Below are 20,066 nucleotides of genomic sequence, written 5' to 3'. Positions count from 1 at the left end.
GCCTGAATTAAGGGGAGATTAAGGAACTAAAATTTTCAATTCACGAAGAATGTGACACAGCTTGATCATCGGCATGCCCATCAAAGTGGTCTGGTCTTGCCCGATCATTTCTTCAAACAGGCTGATGCCGAGGCTTTCACATTTGAAACTGCCGGCACAATGCAGTGGCTGTTCAATCGCGACATAACGTTCAATTTCGGCTTTGGACAGTTTACGGAACTTGACTTTATAGTGCTCGACCAGCGTTCGTTCATAACCAGTAGCCTGCTGTTGCACACTGAGTGCAGTACTAAAATAGACAATCTTGTCCGAATTGGCCTGTAACTGGCGAATGGCTTTTTCAGGGGTTAAAGGTTTGCCAATAAAAATATCTGGTGCGCCTTCACGCCATGCCACCTGATCCGAACCAATCACAATCGCTTCAGGATTTTTCTCAGCAATATATTTGGCTTTCTCAAAAGCCAGCCGCTTGGCCAAATCATCTGCGTGATTTTCACCGCGAGGAGACTCATCGATATCCGGTACTAGAGAAATATAATCAATATGCAGGCGATCCATCAACTCTTTACGGGTTTGGCTGGAGGATGCCAAAATAATCTGTACAGCATTCATTAGACAGCATATTCCTCAAGAATATTTAAAGGTACATAAGACAGCACCGCTTTATGGCAGGCTTGCAGCTTGATCGGGGGGGCTTGACCTGCTTCATAGGCTTCGACCCAGCGTGTCACGCAGAGGCACCAGAAATCACCGGGTTGCAGGCCAGGGAAGTCCAGCTCTGGCAAAGGTGTGATCAGGTCATTGCCCACTTTTTGCGAGAAATTGAGAAATTCCGACGTCATCTGCGCGCATACCGTATGCTGCCCCAGATCAGTGGTCGCAGTATGGCAAAAGCCATTGCGGAAATAACCGGTAATCGGATCGAAGCAGCAGCTTGATAAAGGCTCACCTAACACATTCAAACGGTTAAGATTTGGATCAGGATGTATCGACATAGGCACTGAATCTAAAAGAAGCTTTTTTCTATCATAACAAAACTTTGGCATTCAGAATGTTTTCTGCAAAAGATGCTAACCTTTTTCTGCATAATCATTTAAAATCGGCTGGTTTTAATATCTATAAAGTGAGCTCTACATGAACTTTCAGCGTATGACTGACCTCGATTTAGCAGGTAAACGTGTTCTGATCCGTGAAGATTTAAACGTTCCTGTTAAAAATGGTGTGATCACCAGCGATGCGCGTCTTCGTGCAGCATTGCCAACCATTCAAGCAGCAGTTGAAAAAGGCGCTGCAGTGATGGTGTATTCTCACCTTGGTCGTCCGGTTGAAGGTGAGCCTAAAGCTGAACAATCGCTTGCACCTGTAGCGGCTTACTTGACTGAAGCTTTGGGTCAAGACGTAAAATTATTTACCGACTACCTAGATGGCGTTGAGGTTCAGCCGGGTCAAGTTGTGTTACTTGAGAACTGCCGTTTTAACGTTGGTGAGAAGAAAAACAATCCTGAACTTGCTGCAAAATATGCAGCGCTGTGTGATGTATTCGTGATGGATGCATTCGGTACAGCGCACCGTGCAGAAGCATCGACTGAAGGCGTAGCGCGTCTTGCTAAAGTTGCAGCAGCAGGTCCTTTATTGGCAGCTGAACTTGATGCACTAGGCCGTGCACTTAAGACACCTGAAAAGCCAATGGTGGCAATTGTTGCGGGTTCTAAAGTATCGACTAAACTTGATGTGTTGACTTCACTGTCTGACATCTGCGATCAATTGATCGTGGGTGGTGGTATTGCCAATACTTTCCTTGCTGCGGCAGGCTATAACGTTGGTAAGTCACTGTGTGAAAAAGATCTGATCGATACTGCAAAAGCCATTGCTGCAAAAGTATCAGTGCCACTTCCAACTGACGTTGTGGTTGCCGATGCTTCTGAAATCAACTTTGAAGATTTCCTGGGTTCATTGGCTGCTGCGAAAGCAACTGTGAAAAATGTTGCCGATGTTGCTGATAACGACATGATTCTGGATGTGGGTCCAGAAACTGCAAAAGCATTTGCAGAAATCCTGAAAACCTCTAAAACCATTCTCTGGAATGGCCCGGTGGGTGTGTTTGAAGTCGATCAATTCGGCGAAGGTACCAAAACTTTATCTTTAGCGATTGCTGAATCTGCCGGTTTCTCGATCGCGGGTGGTGGTGACACATTGGCTGCAATCGACAAGTACGAAGTAGCAGATAAAATTGGCTATATTTCTACGGGTGGTGGTGCATTCCTCGAATTCGTTGAAGGTAAAACCCTTCCTGCAGTTGCGGTACTCTTAGAACGTGCTTGATTGCATGTCCTAAGCCAAAAAGCTGGCCAAGTGCCAGCTTTTTTATGTCATTTTTTTGACAATGAAAACTTACCCTTCATGGCTTCGTCATGAAAATGCAATAAATCTGTCATAAGATGCAGTCATTAAATCACCAAATGATGAGATCACGTGATGAAAAAACAGTTAACTTTGGCAGCTTTATTCGCTGCATCATTGGCATTGACTGCATGTGCGAAACAGGAAAATGCACCGGTCGCTGAAACAGAAAGCTCGGCAGCAGTAGCCAATGAGACTATAACACCAGAGCAGCAAGCAGCGATTGATGCCATTGACCAGCCAGTTTTAGATGAAAAAAATACCGATATTCCAGCTGAAATTGCCAATGCGCCAGCAGATGAAGCAACTGCAGACCAGTCAGTTACAGCGACTTCTGAGCCTGTAGCACCTTAATCCAGTGCATGTGAGACAAAATCCCTGCAAAAGCAGGGATTTTTTTTAAATAGTGTTATTTGTTGCTGAATTGAAACCTTTGAACATGTAGAATATGTGGCATTCACTGGGAGGATATTATGGCTCTTATTTCATTGCGCCAGCTCTTGGATCACGCCGGCGAACATGCTTACGGCGTACCAGCATTTAACGTAAACAACTTAGAACAAATGCGTGCAATTATGCTTGCAGCAGATGCAACCAATTCACCTGTTATCGTACAAGCATCTGCGGGTGCGCGTAAATATGCAGGCGCTCCGTTCTTGCGTCACCTGATTTTGGCTGCAATTGAAGAATGGCCACATATTCCAGTGGTAATGCACCAAGACCACGGAACCAGCCCTGACATTTGCCAACGTTCAATCCAGCTCGGCTTTTCATCAGTGATGATGGACGGCTCACTTGGTGAAGATGGCAAAACCCCAACTTCATACGAATACAACGTTGATGTGACTCGTCGTACGGTTCAAATGGCACATGCATGTGGCGTTTCTGTAGAAGGTGAGATCGGTTGTTTGGGTAGCCTTGAAACAGGTATGGCGGGTGAAGAAGATGGCGTGGGCGCAGAAGGCGTACTCGATCATTCTCAACTTCTGACTTCAGTTGAAGAAGCACGTAGTTTCGTTGCAGATACCAATGTGGATGCGCTGGCGATTGCTGTAGGTACTTCACACGGTGCGTACAAATTTACGCGTCCACCTACAGGCGATATTCTGGCGATTGACCGCATTAAAGAAATTCATGCGGCACTTCCAAATACGCATTTGGTTATGCACGGTTCAAGCTCTGTGCCACAAGAGTGGTTGGCAGTAATTAACCAGTATGGCGGCGACATCAAGGAAACTTATGGCGTTCCGGTTGAGCAGCTGGTTGAAGCGATCAAACACGGTGTACGCAAAATCAACATCGATACTGACTTGCGTTTAGCGTCTACTGGTGCAATGCGTCGTATGATGGCTGAAAAGCCAAGCGAATTCGATCCACGTAAATTCTTCAGCGCAACGGTTGATGCCATGAAGCAAATCTGTGTAGACCGTTATGAAGCATTTGGTACTGCGGGTAATGCAGACAAGATTCGCCCAATTTCTTTAGAGAAAATGGTGTCGTACTATAATAAATAATTCCCAGTGAATCATTTATAGAAAAAGCCCACAGCGAATGTGGGCTTTTTTGTAGACTGATAAAGAGCAAGAATAAGAGCAGCATATGGAACTGATTTTCGCAGCAGCGCTGTGTAGCGTTGTGGTCTCAATATTATTAAAAGTCGCCAAAAACAGAGGGCTGAGTCCGATCTACATGATTAGCTGGAATTATGCCACCGCCAGCTTGTTGTGCTTTTTCTGGTTCAAGCCGGATATCCAGCATATTTCACCAAGCCAGACACCATGGTTCCTCATTCTGGCATTAGGTATTTTACTTCCAAGTGTATTCCTGTTTCTGGCTAAAGCCTTGGAAACCGCTGGAATTTTAAAAACAGAAATCGCCCAGCGGCTTTCTGTAGTCTTGTCACTGGCGGCGGCCTATTTTATTTTTCAGGAACAGTTTAGTCAGCTGAAAATACTCGGTATTGCCCTAGGTATTGGCGCAGTGCTGTGTATTTTATTTTCACATCGGCAAGGGACAGGCCAGGGCAGTCAGGGCATGTTGTATCTGGGGCTGGTCTGGGTGGGTTATGCACTGATTGATGTATTATTAAAATATACAACCAGTTTAGGTTTGCAGTTTACCATTGCACTCAATCTGATGTTTATTTGCGCTCTGATCATATCGATGGGCTATCTGCTGTTTAAATATAAAAGCTTGGGGTCGATACAGAATATCGGCGCTGGTCTGTTATTGGGTGTGCTGAATTTTGCCAATATTGCGTTTTATGTCAAAGCCCATATGCTGCTCAAGGATTCGCCGGCAATTGTCTTTGCTGGCATGAATATTCTGGTGGTGGTTTTGGGGGTAATTGCAGGTGTGATGTTCTTTAAAGAGCGACTCAAACCTGCAAGTGCCGCGGGTTTACTGCTAGGTCTCACTAGTGTGATTTGCCTAGCTTATGCAATGTCTGCTTGACATAAGAAGATGCAAATTCAATCGGATGTCGCAGCAGGTCGCCTGCTTCGGCCAGTCCAAGCAATAAACCGGCCTGTTGGCAGTCTGGACAGTGCGGATAACGATGCTGTTGATCTTTATAGTGTTGGAGATAAATTTTATCGCAATGATGGCATGCAAATTTCAGGGATTTGGAGGTAAGGAGCGACATAGATGACCTCTATTGTTATTCTATTAGATGGTAAATTAAATAAAGCAAAAAATAGGCCCGAACTGATATGGAAAGGGGCGCCTGGCCCCTTTTATAGCATAAAATCCTTACAGTTTGGTGAAAATGTCTTCAGCGGGTAGACGTGATTTCGGCAGTTTGGCATTGAAGTCATTTTCACTGCGATAACCCAAAGTCAGCAAGACAGAGGGAATTAAACCCTGTTCTGCGAGTTGTAATTCTTCACTAATTATCTCTTCATCAAAGCCGCCAATTGGTGTGGCATCGACACCTTCAATTCCGGCAGCCAACAGCATCTGACCGAGCGCAATAAAGGTCTGATTTTCAGCCCAGCGCTGAATGTCACCTTTTTCATTACGATAATAATGAATATAGCCTGCACGGGTGTTTTTCTGACCTTCTTTGGCCGATTCATCTTTAAAACGCCCGCTGAGATCATCGCGATTCAGTAAGTTTTCCAGATGCAGCTCATTAATATCGGCTTTGGTGCAAAATAAAATAGTATGCGAAGAATCCAGAACTTTGGGTGCATTGTAGGCATAAGTACCGATCAAGGCTTTGGCAATGCGCTGTTTGGCGGCATCATGATCGGCAATAAAAAAATGCCAAGGCTGAATATTGATCGAAGAAGGTGCAAAACGCAAAACTTCTAATAAACGTTCAAACTGGGCTGCCGGGATTTTCTTGCTAGGATCATAGGCTTTGGTGGCATAGCGGGTCTGTGTGATCTTGAGTAAATCCATCAATGGACTCCAATTTTTTTAAATAAAATGAGGGTAGATGCTCTGGGTCTATAAAATTTTCAGATCTGGGGATTATTACAATAAAACAGCATCAGGCAAAGTCTGTTGTTTAATGATCTTGATATAGATTCAAGCAAAACTTAGTGTTGAATCAGATGAAAACCCGGTTTTTGTCTATTGGCATTTTTTAGCAAGAAGCGTGGAAGAGTAAGTATCGCCGGCAATGTGCAAATGGGGCAGTGAATGCAGTTTACAATTATTTTAAAGATCAACTGAAGACCTGGCAGAAAATCGCGTGGTGGATTGGACTGTAAAATGCCGGAAATGAATCTGAGTGAATAGGCTGTAGAGATTTTTATTTTCTATCAGGAATAATCTGGTTATTTAAATCCAAGTGAATGTTAATGAACCGCCACAAAGAGGAACAATTTGTACGAAAAATAGCTTAGAGAATAGCGCTGATAAAGTGTGCAAAATAATTATTTAAAAGAATAGGGTTAGTCTTTATTTGTAATGACAATGTGTGTTTGCTTTCTAGTAAATAAGCATGTATACTTATAAACACTTCGAGTGGGTATAGTTCCCGCTTTTATTATTTCTAGCTAATTGTGATTCACTTTTGGTTCAAGCTTGAGCTTGAATAACATCTAGTAACTACAGAATTATTATACAAATTTGGTTTTCTTAATCTCTTTGTACAGTCACAAAAAGCTCATTTTATGAGTAAATATTTTGAATATATTAAATGAATGGCATACCGCTACAGCCGTAAATGGTGGCGAAATTAATGTTAAACTGGTTCCTTTAAAGCGCAAGCAAAACACTCAGGATGGTTTTATCTGGGTAGAAGTTGGAAAAATGATCCAGCTACAAACAGGTGAAGAAATTCTGTTTAACCTTGATGGTAAAAGTTTCTATACCGGTGTGAATAAGCTTTATCGTCTGTGCTAAGCAAACACATATCTTAAAAAAAGTGGCCGATTAATATCGCCACTTTTTTAGTTTTAGGCTTTCGAAATCTTGGTTTTCCTGAATTTCCAGTATCTCGGCACTGTCTTCCTTCCAGTCACCCAGTACGATTCTTTTTTTCTGACCTAGCGGATGAATGGCTGCGCGATGCGTATGGCCATGGATCAATACGTCAACGTCTTGTAATGCCAGCTCAACGGCCTGATCATTAACATCCATCACTTCATAGCTTTTAAACTGCTGCGCCTGATGACTTTGCTGACGAAAGCCATTGGCTAATTTTTTACGGAAAGACAGCGGTGTACGCTTTAATAAGCCTAGCAGAAGTGGATGCCGGATAATCTTTTTAAAGCGCTGATAAGCGATGTCATCGGTACACAGTGCATCACCATGTTCCAGGCGAAAACGTGTTCTTGCAATGTTCAGTTGGTCTATCTCAGGAAGCAGCTTTCCGCCAAATTGAGCTAAAAACTTGCTGCCGAGAACAAAATCCCGGTTGCCTGCCTGAAAATATACCTGATTGCCAGCCTGAATAAACTGTTTTAAGGCAGTGATAATTTCGTCCAGCCATGGGGCTGTATAGTCATCACCGATCCAGGCATTGAACCAGTCACCCAAAATATACAATCGGGTATTTTGATCTTGATATTCGGTCAATAAATCTAAAAACCCCCGAACAAGTCGAGGGTGATCAGGTGACAAATGTAAATCTGAGATAAACAGATAGGTCACGAATCTTTTCCTTTTATTCCTCTCTAGATCCCTCATTTATATGAGGGATTTTCCATTACACCGTTTTAAAGCATCGCTTTAAAACTCATAAAGAACGGAGAGGACGTTTTTTATTCAGAAATGATTTTTGCAGACTCAATAACTACATTTTCTAGTGGAACATCAGCGTGGTAGCCACGGTTGCCAGTACGAACGCCTTTAATTTCGTTGACAATGTCCATGCCGTCAGTCACTTTACCAAATACTGCATAACCCCAACCTTGTGCTGTTTTACCAGAATGGTTAAGGAATGCGTTGTTGCCAACGTTAATGAAGAATTGAGCAGATGCAGAATGTGGAGCTTGCGTACGCGCCATGGCAATTGTGCCCAAATCGTTAGTTAAGCCATTGTCTGCTTCATTTTCGATTGCATCACGGGTCGCTTTTTCTTTGAAGTTTTCATCCATACCACCACCCTGGATCATGAAACCATCAATCACACGGTGGAAAATTACGCCGTCATAAAAACCGTCACGCACATATTCTAAAAAGTTAGCCACTGTTTTAGGTGCTTTTTCAGCATTGAGTTCAAGAACAATACGACCTTTATTGGTGTTTAATTCGACTTGAGGAAAACTCATTGTGTAATCTCCTAATCATGGACGAGTGCCATGGTTTTTTCTGAATGAGTGAAGCATAAGCAAACTACAATCGACTAGGCAAGTAAAAACATTATTTTCTTTGTTAAAAGCATAAAAATAGTACCTTATTTATACGTTGATTTATCAAGGCATTTCAGATATTGCCCTATCAGGCACCCTATTTTGAATTGGCGTAAATTAATGATTTTACTGCTTGTACAAGCACTGATATTTTAGTTTCAGGCAACTCGCCGTATTTTCATTTTTTAAAATGGGTGAATTGAAATCAAATACCATAGTTAGCGGTTGAGAGATTATTCACCTCTAGTTAAACTAAGGAACTTTGATAATGAATATGCGTACAACCTGTGCGATTAAATATTCGTTAATCCCTTTTTAACTTTAGAAGTGAATGATTGATCATGAAGCCAAATGATGTTGTGACATCTCTGCCCGAGAACCCGACCCAAAAGAACAATGCAGTCGATTCAGTGCAGCAGCAAGAACAACAACCGGGCTTGGACTTTGTACGTCAGGTCATTACGGATGATTTAGCCGCTGGTCGTACCCAACAGATCGTCACGCGTTTTCCGCCTGAGCCAAATGGCTACTTACATATTGGCCATGTGAAAGCAATTTGCTTGAACTTTGGGATTGCTGAAGAATTCCAGGGTGTGTGTAATCTTCGTTTTGATGATACCAATCCGGATGCTGAAGAACAGGAATATGTTGATGGTATTGCCAATGATGTGAAATGGTTGGGCTTCCAGTGGGAGGGCGAGCCGCGCTATGCATCGAGCTATTTTGATCAACTTTATACATGGGCGGTTCAGCTGATTGAACAGGGTGATGCCTATGTGGATTTACAAAGCCCCGAAGACATCCGTTTAAACCGCGGTAACTTTGTCGAGCCGGGTAAGAACTCGCCACAACGTGATGCAACTGTTGCAGAGAATCTGGAACGTTTTGAGAAGATGCGTAGCGGTGAATATGCTGAAGGTCAGGCTGTTTTACGCGCTAAAATCGATATGACCTCACCGAACGTACATATGCGTGATCCGATCTTGTATCGTATCTTGCATTCAGCGCACCATCAGACAGGCGATACATGGAAAATTTATCCAATGTACGACTATGCGCATCCATTGTCTGATGCGATTGAAGGCATTACTCACTCGCTTTGTACATTAGAGTTCCAGGATCACCGTCCGTTCTATGACTGGGTGGTGGCAAAGGTTAAATCACCATCTGTGCCACGTCAGTACGAATCTAGCCGTTTGAATGTGGATTACACTATCACCTCGAAACGTAAATTACGTAAACTGGTTGAAGGTGCTCATGTGAATGGTTGGGACGATCCACGTATGCCAACTGTAGTCGGTATGCGTCGCCGTGGTTTTACACCTGAAGGTCTGCGTGATTTCTGCCAGCGTGTCGGTGTATCGAAAGTGGATGGTAGTATTGTCGATGTCGCGATGCTGGAATATTGCATCCGCCAGTCTCTGGAAAATACCGCAGCGCGTGGTATGGCCGTGTTAAATCCACTGAAAGTGACCTTAAGCAACTTGCCAGCCGATATGGATCTGACCCATTCACGTCATCCGAACGTGGACATGGGCGAACGCGTGATTCCTTTAACCACTGAGCTGTTTATTGACCGTAAAGACTTTGAGGAAGAACCACCAAAAGGCTTTAAACGTCTGATTCCAGGTGGTGAAGTACGTTTACGTCATGCCTATGTGATCAAATGTGATGAAGTCATTAAAGATGAAAATGGTGAAGTGGTTGAGCTGAAATGTTCGATTGATCCTGAAACTTTGGGTAAGAACCCTGAAGGCCGCAAGGTGAAAGGCGTGGTTCACTGGGTATCTGCGACTAAAGGTGTGCCTGCCGAAGTCCGTATTTATGAACGTCTGTTCACTGAGTCGGATCCTGAAGTGGGTGATGACTTCCTGGCCAACCTGAACCCTGAATCATTAAAGGTGGTTCAAGCCGTGATTGAGCCGGCATTGGCGCAAGCTCAACCGGAAGATCGCTTCCAGTTTGAGCGTGAAGGTTACTTCGTTGCCGATCAATACGATCATAATAGCAAAAAACCAGTATTTAACCGTATTCTTGACTTGAAAGACAGTTTCAAGCCAGGCAAATAATCAGGTTTAAATCAGATATTAAAGGCCCAACTTCGGTTGGGCTTTTTCAATACAGCAGGGAAAATGCCATGATTGTGCGTGATAAAAACAATAGTATCGGTTTACTGTTTGCCTGGCAGGGCACAATTTTGCCTAAGGTATTGCCGGCTTTAGTCTTGGTGGTCTTTATTTCCGGCCTACTGGTCTATTTGAGTCAGGCACATTTTGTGAATCTTCCTGCCGTACCCGCAATCGGCTTTACCATTTTTGGTGTGATTCTTTCGATCTTTCTCAGCTTTAGAAATACGGCATGTTATGAGCGCTGGTGGGAAGGGCGCAAGCTCTGGGGAGCGCTAATCGCCACCACACGTCATTTATGCCGGGACAGCCATGTGCTGGATGATCAGACCCGCGAGGTCTTGTTATATCGCATGATGCTGTTTAGCCATCTGTTGCGTGACCGGCTCAGACAGCAAGTACAAAGTATTCAGCATTACCAAACAACCACGCATTTTGAAAATATGGCATTCGATCAGTTGCTCGTGCAAATCAATCCTTCACAATGGGTGCTGGAACAGATGCAAAAGGAGTTGGTTCAGCAATATAAGCAGGGCAACATCAGCGATATTATTTATAATAATTTGAATCAGCATACTGTGGCCTTGGGCAATATTCAGGCCGGTTGTGACCGGATACTGTCGACGCCATTGCCATTTTCTTATTCGGTACTGTTACATCGTGCAGTGTATTCGTTCTGTTTTATTTTACCTTTTAGTTTGCAGGCCAATCTGGGCCTGTGGACGCCGATTCTGGTCGGGTTGATTGCTTATATGCTCTTAGGCCTAGATGAGCTCAGTGCTGAGCTAGAAGAGCCTTTTGGGCTACAGGATAATGATCTGCCACTCGATTCAATGGTACGACTGGTAGAACGGGAAACCTTAAGCTCTTTGGGTAAAGGTTTACCTGAAGCGATTCAGGCCAAAAAAGGTTATTTAACCTGATCTGTTCCTTTCAATATCAAAGTTTAAACCCGAACTCAAAATTTCTTACTAACAAAAAATCATCGGCAGGCTGAGCTTTAAATTAACGATGTTTAAGATTAGTCAGGTCTGACACTTTCGTTTTAGCCTGATCTTGCAATTCACGGTATTGTTGCAAACGCAGATTGGCTTTATCTCTAAGCTTCTTCTTGATGTACAAGGCCAAGGCAAAACTCGTCGTGGTCAGGGTCAGGAACATGCTGTTCATGAAACTCATCATCGAGCTGATATAACCAATCGTGGTCAGGCGATTCATCATATAGATCACTTGCGGGCTGCTTTCTACGCCGGTAATCGCCCAAGTACACAGATGTTCGCAATTATTGATAATTAAATGATAATTATTTTCATGCATTCTGGAACGCATGCGACGCACAACTTTACGGCCTTTATATTTCGCTGAGTCATAATGTTGCACATGAATCGCTTTGCCATGACTGAATTTTTCAATAGAGGTTATTTCAATGGGGCGTTTCTTGAATAAATGTGCAAAGCCCGAATAATGAATAACACGACCACGTCCAGCGTATATCCCATGATGGGTATAACCGAAATGTTTAACCATAAGGTGCGCTCCTATGGGAAACCGTTTAGTCTGTTGCATATCAGAATTAAGCCATTTAAAAAAGCATTGTAGTTTAATAACAAGTGTACTGCCTTTTGCTAAATTAATCGACGCTTTGCTTGAGTTTAGGCAGACAAGCAATAGGCGTATGCAGCAAGTGACTTGATCACCTGTATGGCAGAATTCAGATGAACATCTGTTCAGTAACACCTATAAATAGCCTAAGCTAACTTTTACATTTCAATAAAATCAGAAAAAGTGAGAGGAAGAAGTGTTCAGATTTATTACCAATTACTCAACAGAAGGCAGAAGGTTGTGTAGTCGGATTTATACAATTGAACTCTCTAAGTTTGGTTCTTCTTCAATGTAATTAAAGCGACAGATATAAAAAAAGCACCTGGTTACACAAGTGCTTTTTTTGATCAGGCTAGAGCCTTTGCCGATTACTGCAAGGGCAAGTGTTGAAGTTCATTCAGTTCCTTACGGCTATAGCCGCGTGATACAAGAACCTTTTTGATTCCGATGATGATCTCTTCATCAGTTGCTTTAGACAAAGCTTCAAGAAGCTGTTCATTTGTCTTGAAAGAGCAATCATTTTCTACACAAGCAATCTGATTCTTGTGTTCATTGTGTTGTTCCACAGAAAACAACTTTTGCCAAAAACTCATAGAGCCTTCATACAACAACCTAACATAGAGTGAAATATAGCCAATTAAATAAATAAAGCAATAGGACCTATGTGATAAAAGCAGCAGTTGGTCTTTAAAATTTCCGATTGAAGCTCAAAGAGCTAACGATATTTTTAGCTGTACAAATGATAATTTGTTATTAAGTTAATGATTTAAGATATAAAAAAAGGAATTTCGAAAAACTCCTTTTTTGTAACAAGAAAATAAATTGAAACAAATTCTTTATCTTCTTTCTAACAATACGCCCGTTTCTACATGGTGTGTATATGGAAATTGATCAAACATAGCGAATTTGCTGATTTTATGGGTTTGAGACAACTGTTTCAGATTGTCATGCAATGTGTCTGGATTGCAAGAAATGTAAATAATGCGTTGGAAGCGCTGTAATAGTTTAAGCGTTTCATCATCAATACCGGCACGCGGTGGATCGACAAATACCGTATCAAAGTCATAAGTCGCAAGATCAATATTGGCTTCTTGCAGGCGGCGGAACACACGCTCGCCGTTGTAAGCTTGGGTGAACTCTTCTGCAGAAAGACGCGCGACCTGAATGTTCTCAATCTGGTTTTGCTCAATATTCCACTCAGCCGCATAGACTGAAGATTTGGCTAACTCGGTTGCCAGAACACGGCGGAACTTGGTCGAGAGTGGCAGGGTAAAGTTACCATTACCACAATATAATTCCAGCAAATCTTGATCAGATTGCTCTGCCGCATCACATGCCCATTCCAGCATGTTTTGGCAGACTTGGGCATTCGGCTGGGTAAAGCTGCTTTCGATCTGTTTGTATTGATAGGTACGATCAAAAACAGAAAGTTCTTCCACCACATATTCATCAGACAGGACAAACTTCTGTCCACGGCTGCGGCCAATTAACTTGATATTTAACTGTTCTGCCAGTGCTTTGGCTGCCGGTTCCCAGCTTTCATCCAATTTACGATGATAAATCAGAGAAACCAGAACCTGACCACTTAAGGTCGCCAGAAAATGTACTTCAAACAGACGTGTCGATAATACTGGATCTGCTTTGAGCGCTTGCAGTAATTTAGGCATCAACTGATTGATACTGAGGTCTGCAACCGGAAATTCATCAATGCGGATGACTTTTTTCTGTTGATCTTCATTGCGCTCGAACATGGCATAGAACATGTCATCCTCAGTATGCCAGATCCGAAATTCAGCACGCATGCGGAAATATTTTTCAGGAGACTGGAATACTTCGAGGGCAGGTGGTTGATATTCGGCAAACTGAGCGCTGATGCGTTCAATTTTGGCATCGAGTTGTTGCTGATAAGATGAAGTCATATGCAGTAAGAAGTCGCAAATATTTTAAAGCGCAAATGGTAGCAAATAATTGCTGATCTGCCTAAGCCTATTGTGGCTGAGCGGCTTTAAAAACTGCATAAAAAAGACCAAACCCTCTGAGGAGAAAAATTTGGCCGTAAAGAGGAAATCATGAACAGAAAAATGACAAGATGATTCGATTAATTTAGAGATGACTCATCGTCATCAAACTGGCATTGCCACCGGCTGCTGCCGTATTGATGCTAATGGCCCGTTCAAGCACCAATCGCTCCACCGGAATGTCATGATTGCCTGAGTTTAAATGCGTGATTCCTACAATGGGGCCTTTTCGAGCCGCAATACGCTTCTGTAAATCAATCAATTCCGCAGCATCACCATGATGTAATACAGCATCAAATTCCCCACTTTCAATGTCTTGAATCACTTTGAATCGGGCAGCAACTGCTTTTGGCATTGTTTGTAGATATTTCAGCACAAAAGTATTTTCAGCCAATACTGCAGGGCGACTGCCGACCGATAAAATGGCCAAAATTTGCTGAATCTGGTCTTGCTCGGTGTGCGCCAAAGATAGAACACTTTCACGTGGCAAGATCATGTACTGGTTTTCTTCGCCGGTTGGACCTTGCAAACTAAAGCTTTGTCTGGTCGCAATCTGGCTGGGTGCTTTTAAGGAGATTGTGGGGAAAGTTTTAGAGGCCCAAGCCTTAAATTCCTGGACTGGTTTGTGTTCAATAGGGGCTTGATCAGATCGCATGGCATAAGGCTGCGCCAGTTTCTTCTCGGAAAGCTGCTGCATTAAACGGTAGATGTAAAGCGGCCCACCAGCTTTAGGGCCAGTACCGGACAAGCCTTCACCACCGAAAGGCTGAACACCCACAACTGCACCGACGATATTACGGTTGATATACAAGTTACCGACTTCTGCTCGCGCAATCACGGTTTGTATGGTTTCATCAATACGTGTGTGTAAGCCCATGGTCAGACCATAGCCTTTGCTGTTGATCTGTTCCAATAACTGTTCCAGTTCACCATATTTATAGCTGATTAGATGCAGCACCGGACCAAAGACTTCACGCTCCAGATCGTTCAGGTTTGGAAGTTCAATCAATGTTGGCGGAATAAAGGTGCCTTGGGTTAATTCAGCCTCATCTTGGTCAAACATCAGTTGATGGACTTTGTGACCTTTGCTGCGCATCTGCTGAATATGCGTCTGAATATTTTGCTGGGCCTCAAGATCAATCACCGGACCAATATCGGTTTTTAATAAAATCGGATTGCCGACTCTTAACTGCTGCATGGCACCTTTGAGCATCGTGCGCACAGCATCCAGGTTATCTTCTTGCACACAGAGCACACGCAAAGCAGAACAACGCTGGCCGGCACTGTCATAGGCAGAATTAACCACATCAAGCACCACTTGCTCAGTTAATGCAGATGAATCGACAATTATGGCATTTTGACCGCCGGTTTCAGCAATCAGGGTCACACTTTCGCCAAACTGGTTCAGACGTTCTGCTACAGTTTTTTGCAGAATATGGGCGACCTCGGTTGAGCCGGTAAACATGATACCCTGAATGCGTGAATCTGCACTGAGCTGCGCACCAATGCTTTCACCTTGACCCGGCAAGAGCTGTAAGACGTCTTGCGGAATGCCAGCTTCCCATAAAATCTGCACCGCTTGTGCAGCAATCAGCGGGGTCTGTTCTGCCGGTTTGGCAATAACGGTATTGCCCGCGACCAGCGCTGCTGAAATCTGGCCGGTAAAAATTGCCAACGGGAAGTTCCATGGACTGATACACAGCACGGTACCCAAAGGTTGAATCTGTGTATTTTCAGCTAAATCCAACATCTGACCGGCATAGTAGCGCAAGAAATCTACCGCCTCCCGGACCTCGGCAATGGCATTGGAATAGGTTTTCCCAGCCTCACGGGACAGAATCACCATCAGTGTCAGCAAACGCTGTTCCATCAGATCCGCGGCTTTATTTAAGCAGGCTGCTCGCTCATTTTTTGGCAAATTGGCCCAGAAACCTTGTGCATTGACAGCTTGCGTTAAGGCAATTTCAGCCTGTTCCTGAGTCGCTTCATAGACTGTACCGACTACATCCTGATGTTGTGCCGGATTGATGATTTGCACTGCGTTACTTGTGTCGGTCACTGTAAACGCCGTTCCCATGGCTGCTGCCTGAAATTGTGTGTTTTTCAGGCTGGCAGCGACTTCATTTAAGGCGCTCAGCTCTGCATCATTGGCGAGATCCAGACCCGATGAGTTAATACGTGTGCCATACAGATCTTGCGGATAAGGAATATGCGGATGCTTGGCACCGATCATGACTTCCTGCTGTGCAGCTTTTAAAATCGTTTGTTGTGGATTCTCAATCAAATCTTCGATATTTAGGGTTTTGTCGGCAATCCGGTTGACAAAAGACGTATTTGCGCCATTTTCCAGCAAACGACGCACCAGATAAGCCAATAAGGTTTCATGATTGCCGACTGGCGCATAAATGCGACAAGGGACACCGAGTTTATTCGCCGATTTGTCGCCCACCACATTTTCATACAAGGGTTCGCCCATGCCATGCAGACACTGGAATTCATATTGACCCGCATAATACTGCTCAGGTTGCGCCAGTTGGTAAATCGTGGCCACCGTTTGTGCATTATGGGTGGCAAATTGCGGATAGATATAATCCGGTTCAGCCAATAATTTACGCGCACAGGCGATATAAGACAGATCGGTATGCACCTTACGAGTGAATACCGGATAGTCCGACATGCCTTCAATCTGTGCTTTCTTGATCTCGCTGTCCCAATAGGCACCTTTGACCAGACGAATCATCAGGCGTTTCTGACTACGTTTGGCCAGATCAACAATATAATCTACCACATAGAAACAGCGTTTTTGATAGGCTTGAATCACAAAGCCAATGCCTTTCCAGTCTTGTAATTGCGGCTCAAAACACAGGCGTTCAAGCAGTTGCAAGGAAATTTCCAGACGGTCAGTTTCTTCGGCATCAATGTTTAAACCGATATTGTACTGTTTCGCCAAGACCGCGAGTTTAAGCATTTTTCCATACAGTTCATCATGTACACGATCCATCTGTGCGCGCTGATAACGCGGATGCAGGGCAGAGAGTTTGATGGAAATGCCCGGGCCATCATAAACGTCTTTATCCTGCGAGGCTTGCCCGATGGCATGAATCGCTTGCTGATAATCCTGATAATAGCGTTCCGCATCCGGATCGGTCAGTGCTGCTTCACCAAGCATGTCATAGGAATAACGAAAGCCTTTTTCTTCCAGACGTTCTGCATTTTTCAGTGCCTCATCAATGGTTTCACCCGTCACAAACTGTTCGCCCATCATGCGCATGGCAACATCGACAGCCTTACGGATAATGCCGCGACCACTGCGCGCCAACAGGCCGGTTAATAAACTGGACAGGCTTTTTTGCTGTGGGGTTTCCATTAATTTACCCGTCAGCATCAAGCCCCAGGCTGCGGCATTGACAAACATCAGCTGGCTTTGACCGAGATGTTCTTTCCAGTTGCCCTGATTGATCTTGTCGCGGATCAGCAGGTCACGCGTGGCTTTGTCTGGAATCCGCAGCAAGGCTTCGGCCAGACACATCAGGGCAATGCCTTCCTGAGAAGATAGGGAAAATTCCTGTAACAATCCTTGTACGATGCCTGCTTTACCGCCTGAACTTTTACGTTCACGCAAGGAATGCGCCAGATCAAAGGCAAGCGCTTGAATCTTGTCGCTGAGTTCGGAGGAAATTTCACTATGCAGCAAGAGTTCTTCGACGCATTCAGTTTCCGCACGGCGCCATGCAGTGTTGATACGTTGTTCGTATTCATTTTTATCTTTGAATTCGGCGATATAATTTGGCTGCTTCATGGCATCTGAACCATAGGTGGGGCTTAGTGTGGTCGGCTTAGTGACTTCCTGTACTGCGTCAATCAGTTCTTTGAGGTGAATGAGTTTTAATCTATAATCACAGAATATTTGACGAATATCTCACTATAGTTTTCGCTTTTTTTAGAGAATAATTCTAATGACAAGTCCTTATTTGAACCTTGACCGTATAGATATTCGTATACTGGGTTTATTGCAATCCGATGCTAAGCTGTCCAATATCAAACTGGCTGAACTGGTCAATCTGTCGCCTACAGCAGCCTTGGCGCGTGTACAAAAGCTGACCCGTGAAGGTTTTATTGTGGGCTATGAAGCGCGCCTCAATCCAGTCATGTTGAATAATGGTTTTGTGGTCTTTGTTGAAATTTTACTGGATAAAACCACACCGAATGTTTTAGATGAATTTTCCCATGCAGTCCGGCAGATTCCTGAAATTATCGAATGTCACATGATCAGTGGCGGCTTCGATTTCGTGGTAAAAATCCGCTGTGCCAATATGGATGAATTCCGCAAAATCTCAGGTCAGATCTTGTGGCAATTGCCCGGAATTAAAGAAACGCGCAGTTATCCGGTGATGGAAGTGATTAAAGAAAGTCAGCGGATCCATCTGAAAATGCCGGGAAAAGCCCAGTAATTCGCAGTAAATTAAAATCAAAAAGGGACTCGAGAGTCCCTTTTTTTGTATTGAATATCAATATTATTTTTCCATTTCCGCCATTTCTTTTTGATATTCAGCTTTGGCCATTTCAAAACGATGTACCACATCATCACTCGGTGCCTTATCCACTAAGCTGACAATCACGATACTCAGGGTAGCCAGAATAAAACCGGGAATAATCTCGTACAGGCCGGTATCACCCATATAGTTTTTCCAGACGATTACCGTCACCGCACCGACCAGCATGCCGACAATCGCGCCGTTGAGGGTCATACGCTTCCAGAACAAAGACAAGATAATCAAGGGGCCAAATGCTGCACCAAAGCCTGCCCAGGCATAAGCCACCAGACCTAAAACCTTGCTGTTCGGATTAATCGCCAAGGCAATCGCAATTAACGCAATTACTAAAACCATAGCACGACCGACCCAGATCAGTTCTTTTTGCGAGGCATTTTTGCGCAGGAAGCTCTTGTATAAATCTTCAGTCAGGGTGGTTGAACAGACCAGAAGCTGACAGCTCAAGGTGCTCATAATCGCGGCCAGAATAGCTGCAAGTACGATGCCAGCGATCCATGGATTAAACAGGATTTTAGTCAATTCCATAAACACGGTTTCAGGGTTCTGGTTCACCACCGAGGCGAATGCTGGATTAACGGTGAAATAGGCAATCCCGATATAACCAGCTGCCACTGCGCCGCCCAGACACAGAATCATCCAGGTCATGCCAATACGGCGTGCAGCAGGAATGGTCTTCACTGAATCTGCTGCCATGAAGCGCACTAAAATATGTGGTTGACCAAAATAACCCAAACCCCAGGCCAGACTGGAAATAATCGCCACCACGCTTAAGCCTTCAAGCATACTGGACGCATGTGGACGGGCAGATTCAAGGATGACACTCACTTGCTGGCTATTGTCACCCAAGGCCAGGAAGGTAATGATCGGGGTCAGCAACAGTGCGAAGATCATCAAACCGGCCTGAAAAGTATCCGTCCAGCTGATTGCCAGAAAACCACCAATACACACATATAAAATTGTCGCCATCGCACCGATGATAAGCGCCGTGGTGTAATTCCAGCCGAACAGGCTTTCAAACAGGCGTGCACCTGCGACCATGCCCGAGGCACAATAAATTGCAAAGAACACCAGAATCACCAAGGCAGACAAGACCCGTAAAATGCGTTTGCGGTCGGAAAAACGGCTGGTGAAATAATCTGGCAGGGTCAGGGCATTATTCTGGTATTCGGTATGCGCCCGTAGACGACCTGCCACCAGTAACCAGTTTAGCCACGCTCCGATAATCAGGCCGATGGCAATCCAGGCTTCTGACAGGCCAGACAGGTAAATTGCGCCCGGAAGACCCATCAGCAGCCAGCCACTCATATCTGATGCACCTGCGGAAAGAGCTGTAACGACACTGCCCAGACTACGTCCACCTAAAATATATTCATCAAAATTGGAGGTTGCACGGTAAGCATATAAACCGATTGCAATCATGGCGATAATATAAAACATGAAGGTAATCAGGGTCGGATTTAAATAAGTCATAGGCAGGGCATCCTGTAAATATGGAAACCATCGTTCCAGATGATTTTTTGTACGGAGATCACAAGGCAGTGATTCAAGCACGGTTTAAAA

The 20,066-nt window shown here is 44.1% G+C and carries 19 protein-coding genes; 8 read left to right on the top strand and 11 right to left on the bottom strand.

All coding sequences use genetic code 11. From position 1 onward, the window contains the following. Positions 1 to 18: 18 nt before the first annotated feature. On the bottom strand, positions 19 to 612 hold the full coding sequence (locus FTU82_RS00320) for a nucleoside triphosphate pyrophosphatase (RefSeq protein ID WP_180000054.1): 594 nt from the start codon (positions 610 to 612) through the stop codon (positions 19 to 21). Continuing rightward, entirely contained in the window at positions 612 to 995 is a 384-nt protein-coding gene (locus FTU82_RS00315; RefSeq protein ID WP_005096732.1) for a DUF2237 family protein, read from the bottom strand. Before FTU82_RS00315 ends, FTU82_RS00320 begins: the two co-directional genes overlap by 1 nt. Before the next feature lie 139 nt (positions 996 to 1,134). Here FTU82_RS00315 and FTU82_RS00310 point away from each other — a divergent pair, with 139 nt between their 5' ends. From FTU82_RS00310 to FTU82_RS00295, 4 genes are all read left to right on the top strand, one after another. After that, the gene (locus FTU82_RS00310) at positions 1,135 to 2,322 is read left to right on the top strand and encodes a phosphoglycerate kinase (protein WP_074382847.1); all 1,188 of its coding nucleotides are present in this window, start codon (positions 1,135 to 1,137) and stop codon (positions 2,320 to 2,322) included. A 153-nt stretch (positions 2,323 to 2,475) separates the two neighbouring features. Beyond that, positions 2,476 to 2,754: a hypothetical protein gene (locus FTU82_RS00305; RefSeq protein ID WP_005171152.1), complete on the top strand. Its 279-nt coding sequence runs from the start codon at positions 2,476 to 2,478 to the stop codon at positions 2,752 to 2,754. Positions 2,755 to 2,873: 119 nt separating this feature from the next. Continuing rightward, positions 2,874 to 3,914 (top strand): class II fructose-bisphosphate aldolase, encoded by a 1,041-nt coding sequence (fba, locus tag FTU82_RS00300; RefSeq protein ID WP_100535006.1) that lies wholly within the window; start codon positions 2,874 to 2,876, stop codon positions 3,912 to 3,914. A gap of 85 nt (positions 3,915 to 3,999) precedes the next feature. Then, the gene (locus FTU82_RS00295) at positions 4,000 to 4,854 is read left to right on the top strand and encodes a DMT family transporter (protein WP_180100878.1); all 855 of its coding nucleotides are present in this window, start codon (positions 4,000 to 4,002) and stop codon (positions 4,852 to 4,854) included. Here the strand turns inward: FTU82_RS00295 and FTU82_RS00290 are convergent. Together FTU82_RS00290 and nfsB are read right to left on the bottom strand one after the other, a co-directional pair. Further along, entirely contained in the window at positions 4,817 to 5,044 is a 228-nt protein-coding gene (locus FTU82_RS00290; protein WP_005096738.1) for a hypothetical protein, read from the bottom strand. The two genes, FTU82_RS00295 and FTU82_RS00290, sit on opposite strands and share 38 nt — an antisense overlap. 107 nt (positions 5,045 to 5,151) lie before the next feature. Continuing rightward, positions 5,152 to 5,805, bottom strand: a complete 654-nt coding sequence (nfsB, locus tag FTU82_RS00285) for an oxygen-insensitive NAD(P)H nitroreductase (protein ID WP_005096739.1) — start codon at positions 5,803 to 5,805, stop codon at positions 5,152 to 5,154. Between the two features lie 732 nt (positions 5,806 to 6,537). Between nfsB and FTU82_RS00280 the strand changes: the two genes are divergently transcribed. Further along, entirely contained in the window at positions 6,538 to 6,756 is a 219-nt protein-coding gene (locus FTU82_RS00280) for a hypothetical protein (RefSeq protein ID WP_005096740.1), read from the top strand. Positions 6,757 to 6,786: 30 nt separating this feature from the next. Here FTU82_RS00280 and FTU82_RS00275 read toward each other — a convergent pair whose 3' ends face one another. Both FTU82_RS00275 and FTU82_RS00270 read right to left on the bottom strand, forming a co-directional pair. Then, positions 6,787 to 7,506 carry a UDP-2,3-diacylglucosamine diphosphatase gene (locus FTU82_RS00275; protein WP_005096742.1) on the bottom strand — a complete coding sequence of 240 codons (720 nt, stop codon included), beginning with the start codon at positions 7,504 to 7,506 and terminating at the stop codon, positions 6,787 to 6,789. A gap of 110 nt (positions 7,507 to 7,616) precedes the next feature. Next, on the bottom strand, positions 7,617 to 8,126 hold the full coding sequence (locus FTU82_RS00270) for a peptidylprolyl isomerase (RefSeq protein ID WP_005171140.1): 510 nt from the start codon (positions 8,124 to 8,126) through the stop codon (positions 7,617 to 7,619). Between the two features lie 422 nt (positions 8,127 to 8,548). Between FTU82_RS00270 and FTU82_RS00265 the strand changes: the two genes are divergently transcribed. Then, positions 8,549 to 10,276, top strand: a complete 1,728-nt coding sequence (locus FTU82_RS00265; RefSeq protein ID WP_005171137.1) for a glutamine--tRNA ligase/YqeY domain fusion protein — start codon at positions 8,549 to 8,551, stop codon at positions 10,274 to 10,276. Between the two features lie 68 nt (positions 10,277 to 10,344). Next, the gene (locus FTU82_RS00260) at positions 10,345 to 11,256 is read left to right on the top strand and encodes a bestrophin family protein (RefSeq protein WP_005096746.1); all 912 of its coding nucleotides are present in this window, start codon (positions 10,345 to 10,347) and stop codon (positions 11,254 to 11,256) included. Between the two features lie 82 nt (positions 11,257 to 11,338). Here the strand turns inward: FTU82_RS00260 and FTU82_RS00255 are convergent, their stop codons facing one another. The 4 genes from FTU82_RS00255 to putA form a co-directional block, all read right to left on the bottom strand. Continuing rightward, positions 11,339 to 11,899: a lecithin retinol acyltransferase family protein gene (locus FTU82_RS00255; protein WP_034608524.1), complete on the bottom strand. Its 561-nt coding sequence runs from the start codon at positions 11,897 to 11,899 to the stop codon at positions 11,339 to 11,341. 404 nt (positions 11,900 to 12,303) lie between these two features. Then, positions 12,304 to 12,528, bottom strand: a complete 225-nt coding sequence (locus FTU82_RS00250) for a hypothetical protein (RefSeq protein WP_005096749.1) — start codon at positions 12,526 to 12,528, stop codon at positions 12,304 to 12,306. A gap of 243 nt (positions 12,529 to 12,771) precedes the next feature. Continuing rightward, complete coding sequence (trmA, locus tag FTU82_RS00245; protein WP_005096751.1) at positions 12,772 to 13,854, bottom strand: tRNA (uridine(54)-C5)-methyltransferase TrmA; 1,083 nt, start codon at positions 13,852 to 13,854, stop codon at positions 12,772 to 12,774. Positions 13,855 to 14,038: 184 nt separating this feature from the next. Next, on the bottom strand, positions 14,039 to 17,752 hold the full coding sequence (gene putA, locus FTU82_RS00240) for a trifunctional transcriptional regulator/proline dehydrogenase/L-glutamate gamma-semialdehyde dehydrogenase (RefSeq protein ID WP_180100877.1): 3,714 nt from the start codon (positions 17,750 to 17,752) through the stop codon (positions 14,039 to 14,041). 157 nt (positions 17,753 to 17,909) lie between these two features. Between putA and FTU82_RS00235 the strand changes: the two genes are divergently transcribed. Then, positions 17,910 to 18,404 carry an Lrp/AsnC ligand binding domain-containing protein gene (locus tag FTU82_RS00235; RefSeq protein ID WP_180100876.1) on the top strand — a complete coding sequence of 165 codons (495 nt, stop codon included), beginning with the start codon at positions 17,910 to 17,912 and terminating at the stop codon, positions 18,402 to 18,404. Positions 18,405 to 18,467: 63 nt separating this feature from the next. On the opposite strand, the gene putP is transcribed toward FTU82_RS00235, so the two are convergent. After that, positions 18,468 to 19,976, bottom strand: a complete 1,509-nt coding sequence (putP, locus tag FTU82_RS00230; protein WP_180100875.1) for a sodium/proline symporter PutP — start codon at positions 19,974 to 19,976, stop codon at positions 18,468 to 18,470. Positions 19,977 to 20,066 lie beyond the last annotated feature (90 nt).

The sequence above is a fragment of the Acinetobacter sp. YH12151 genome, assembly GCF_013418355.1.
GTDB lineage: Bacteria > Pseudomonadota > Gammaproteobacteria > Pseudomonadales > Moraxellaceae > Acinetobacter > Acinetobacter pseudolwoffii.
Note: the sequence above shows the minus strand (reverse complement) of the source record. Positions and strands in the feature narration are given on the sequence as shown.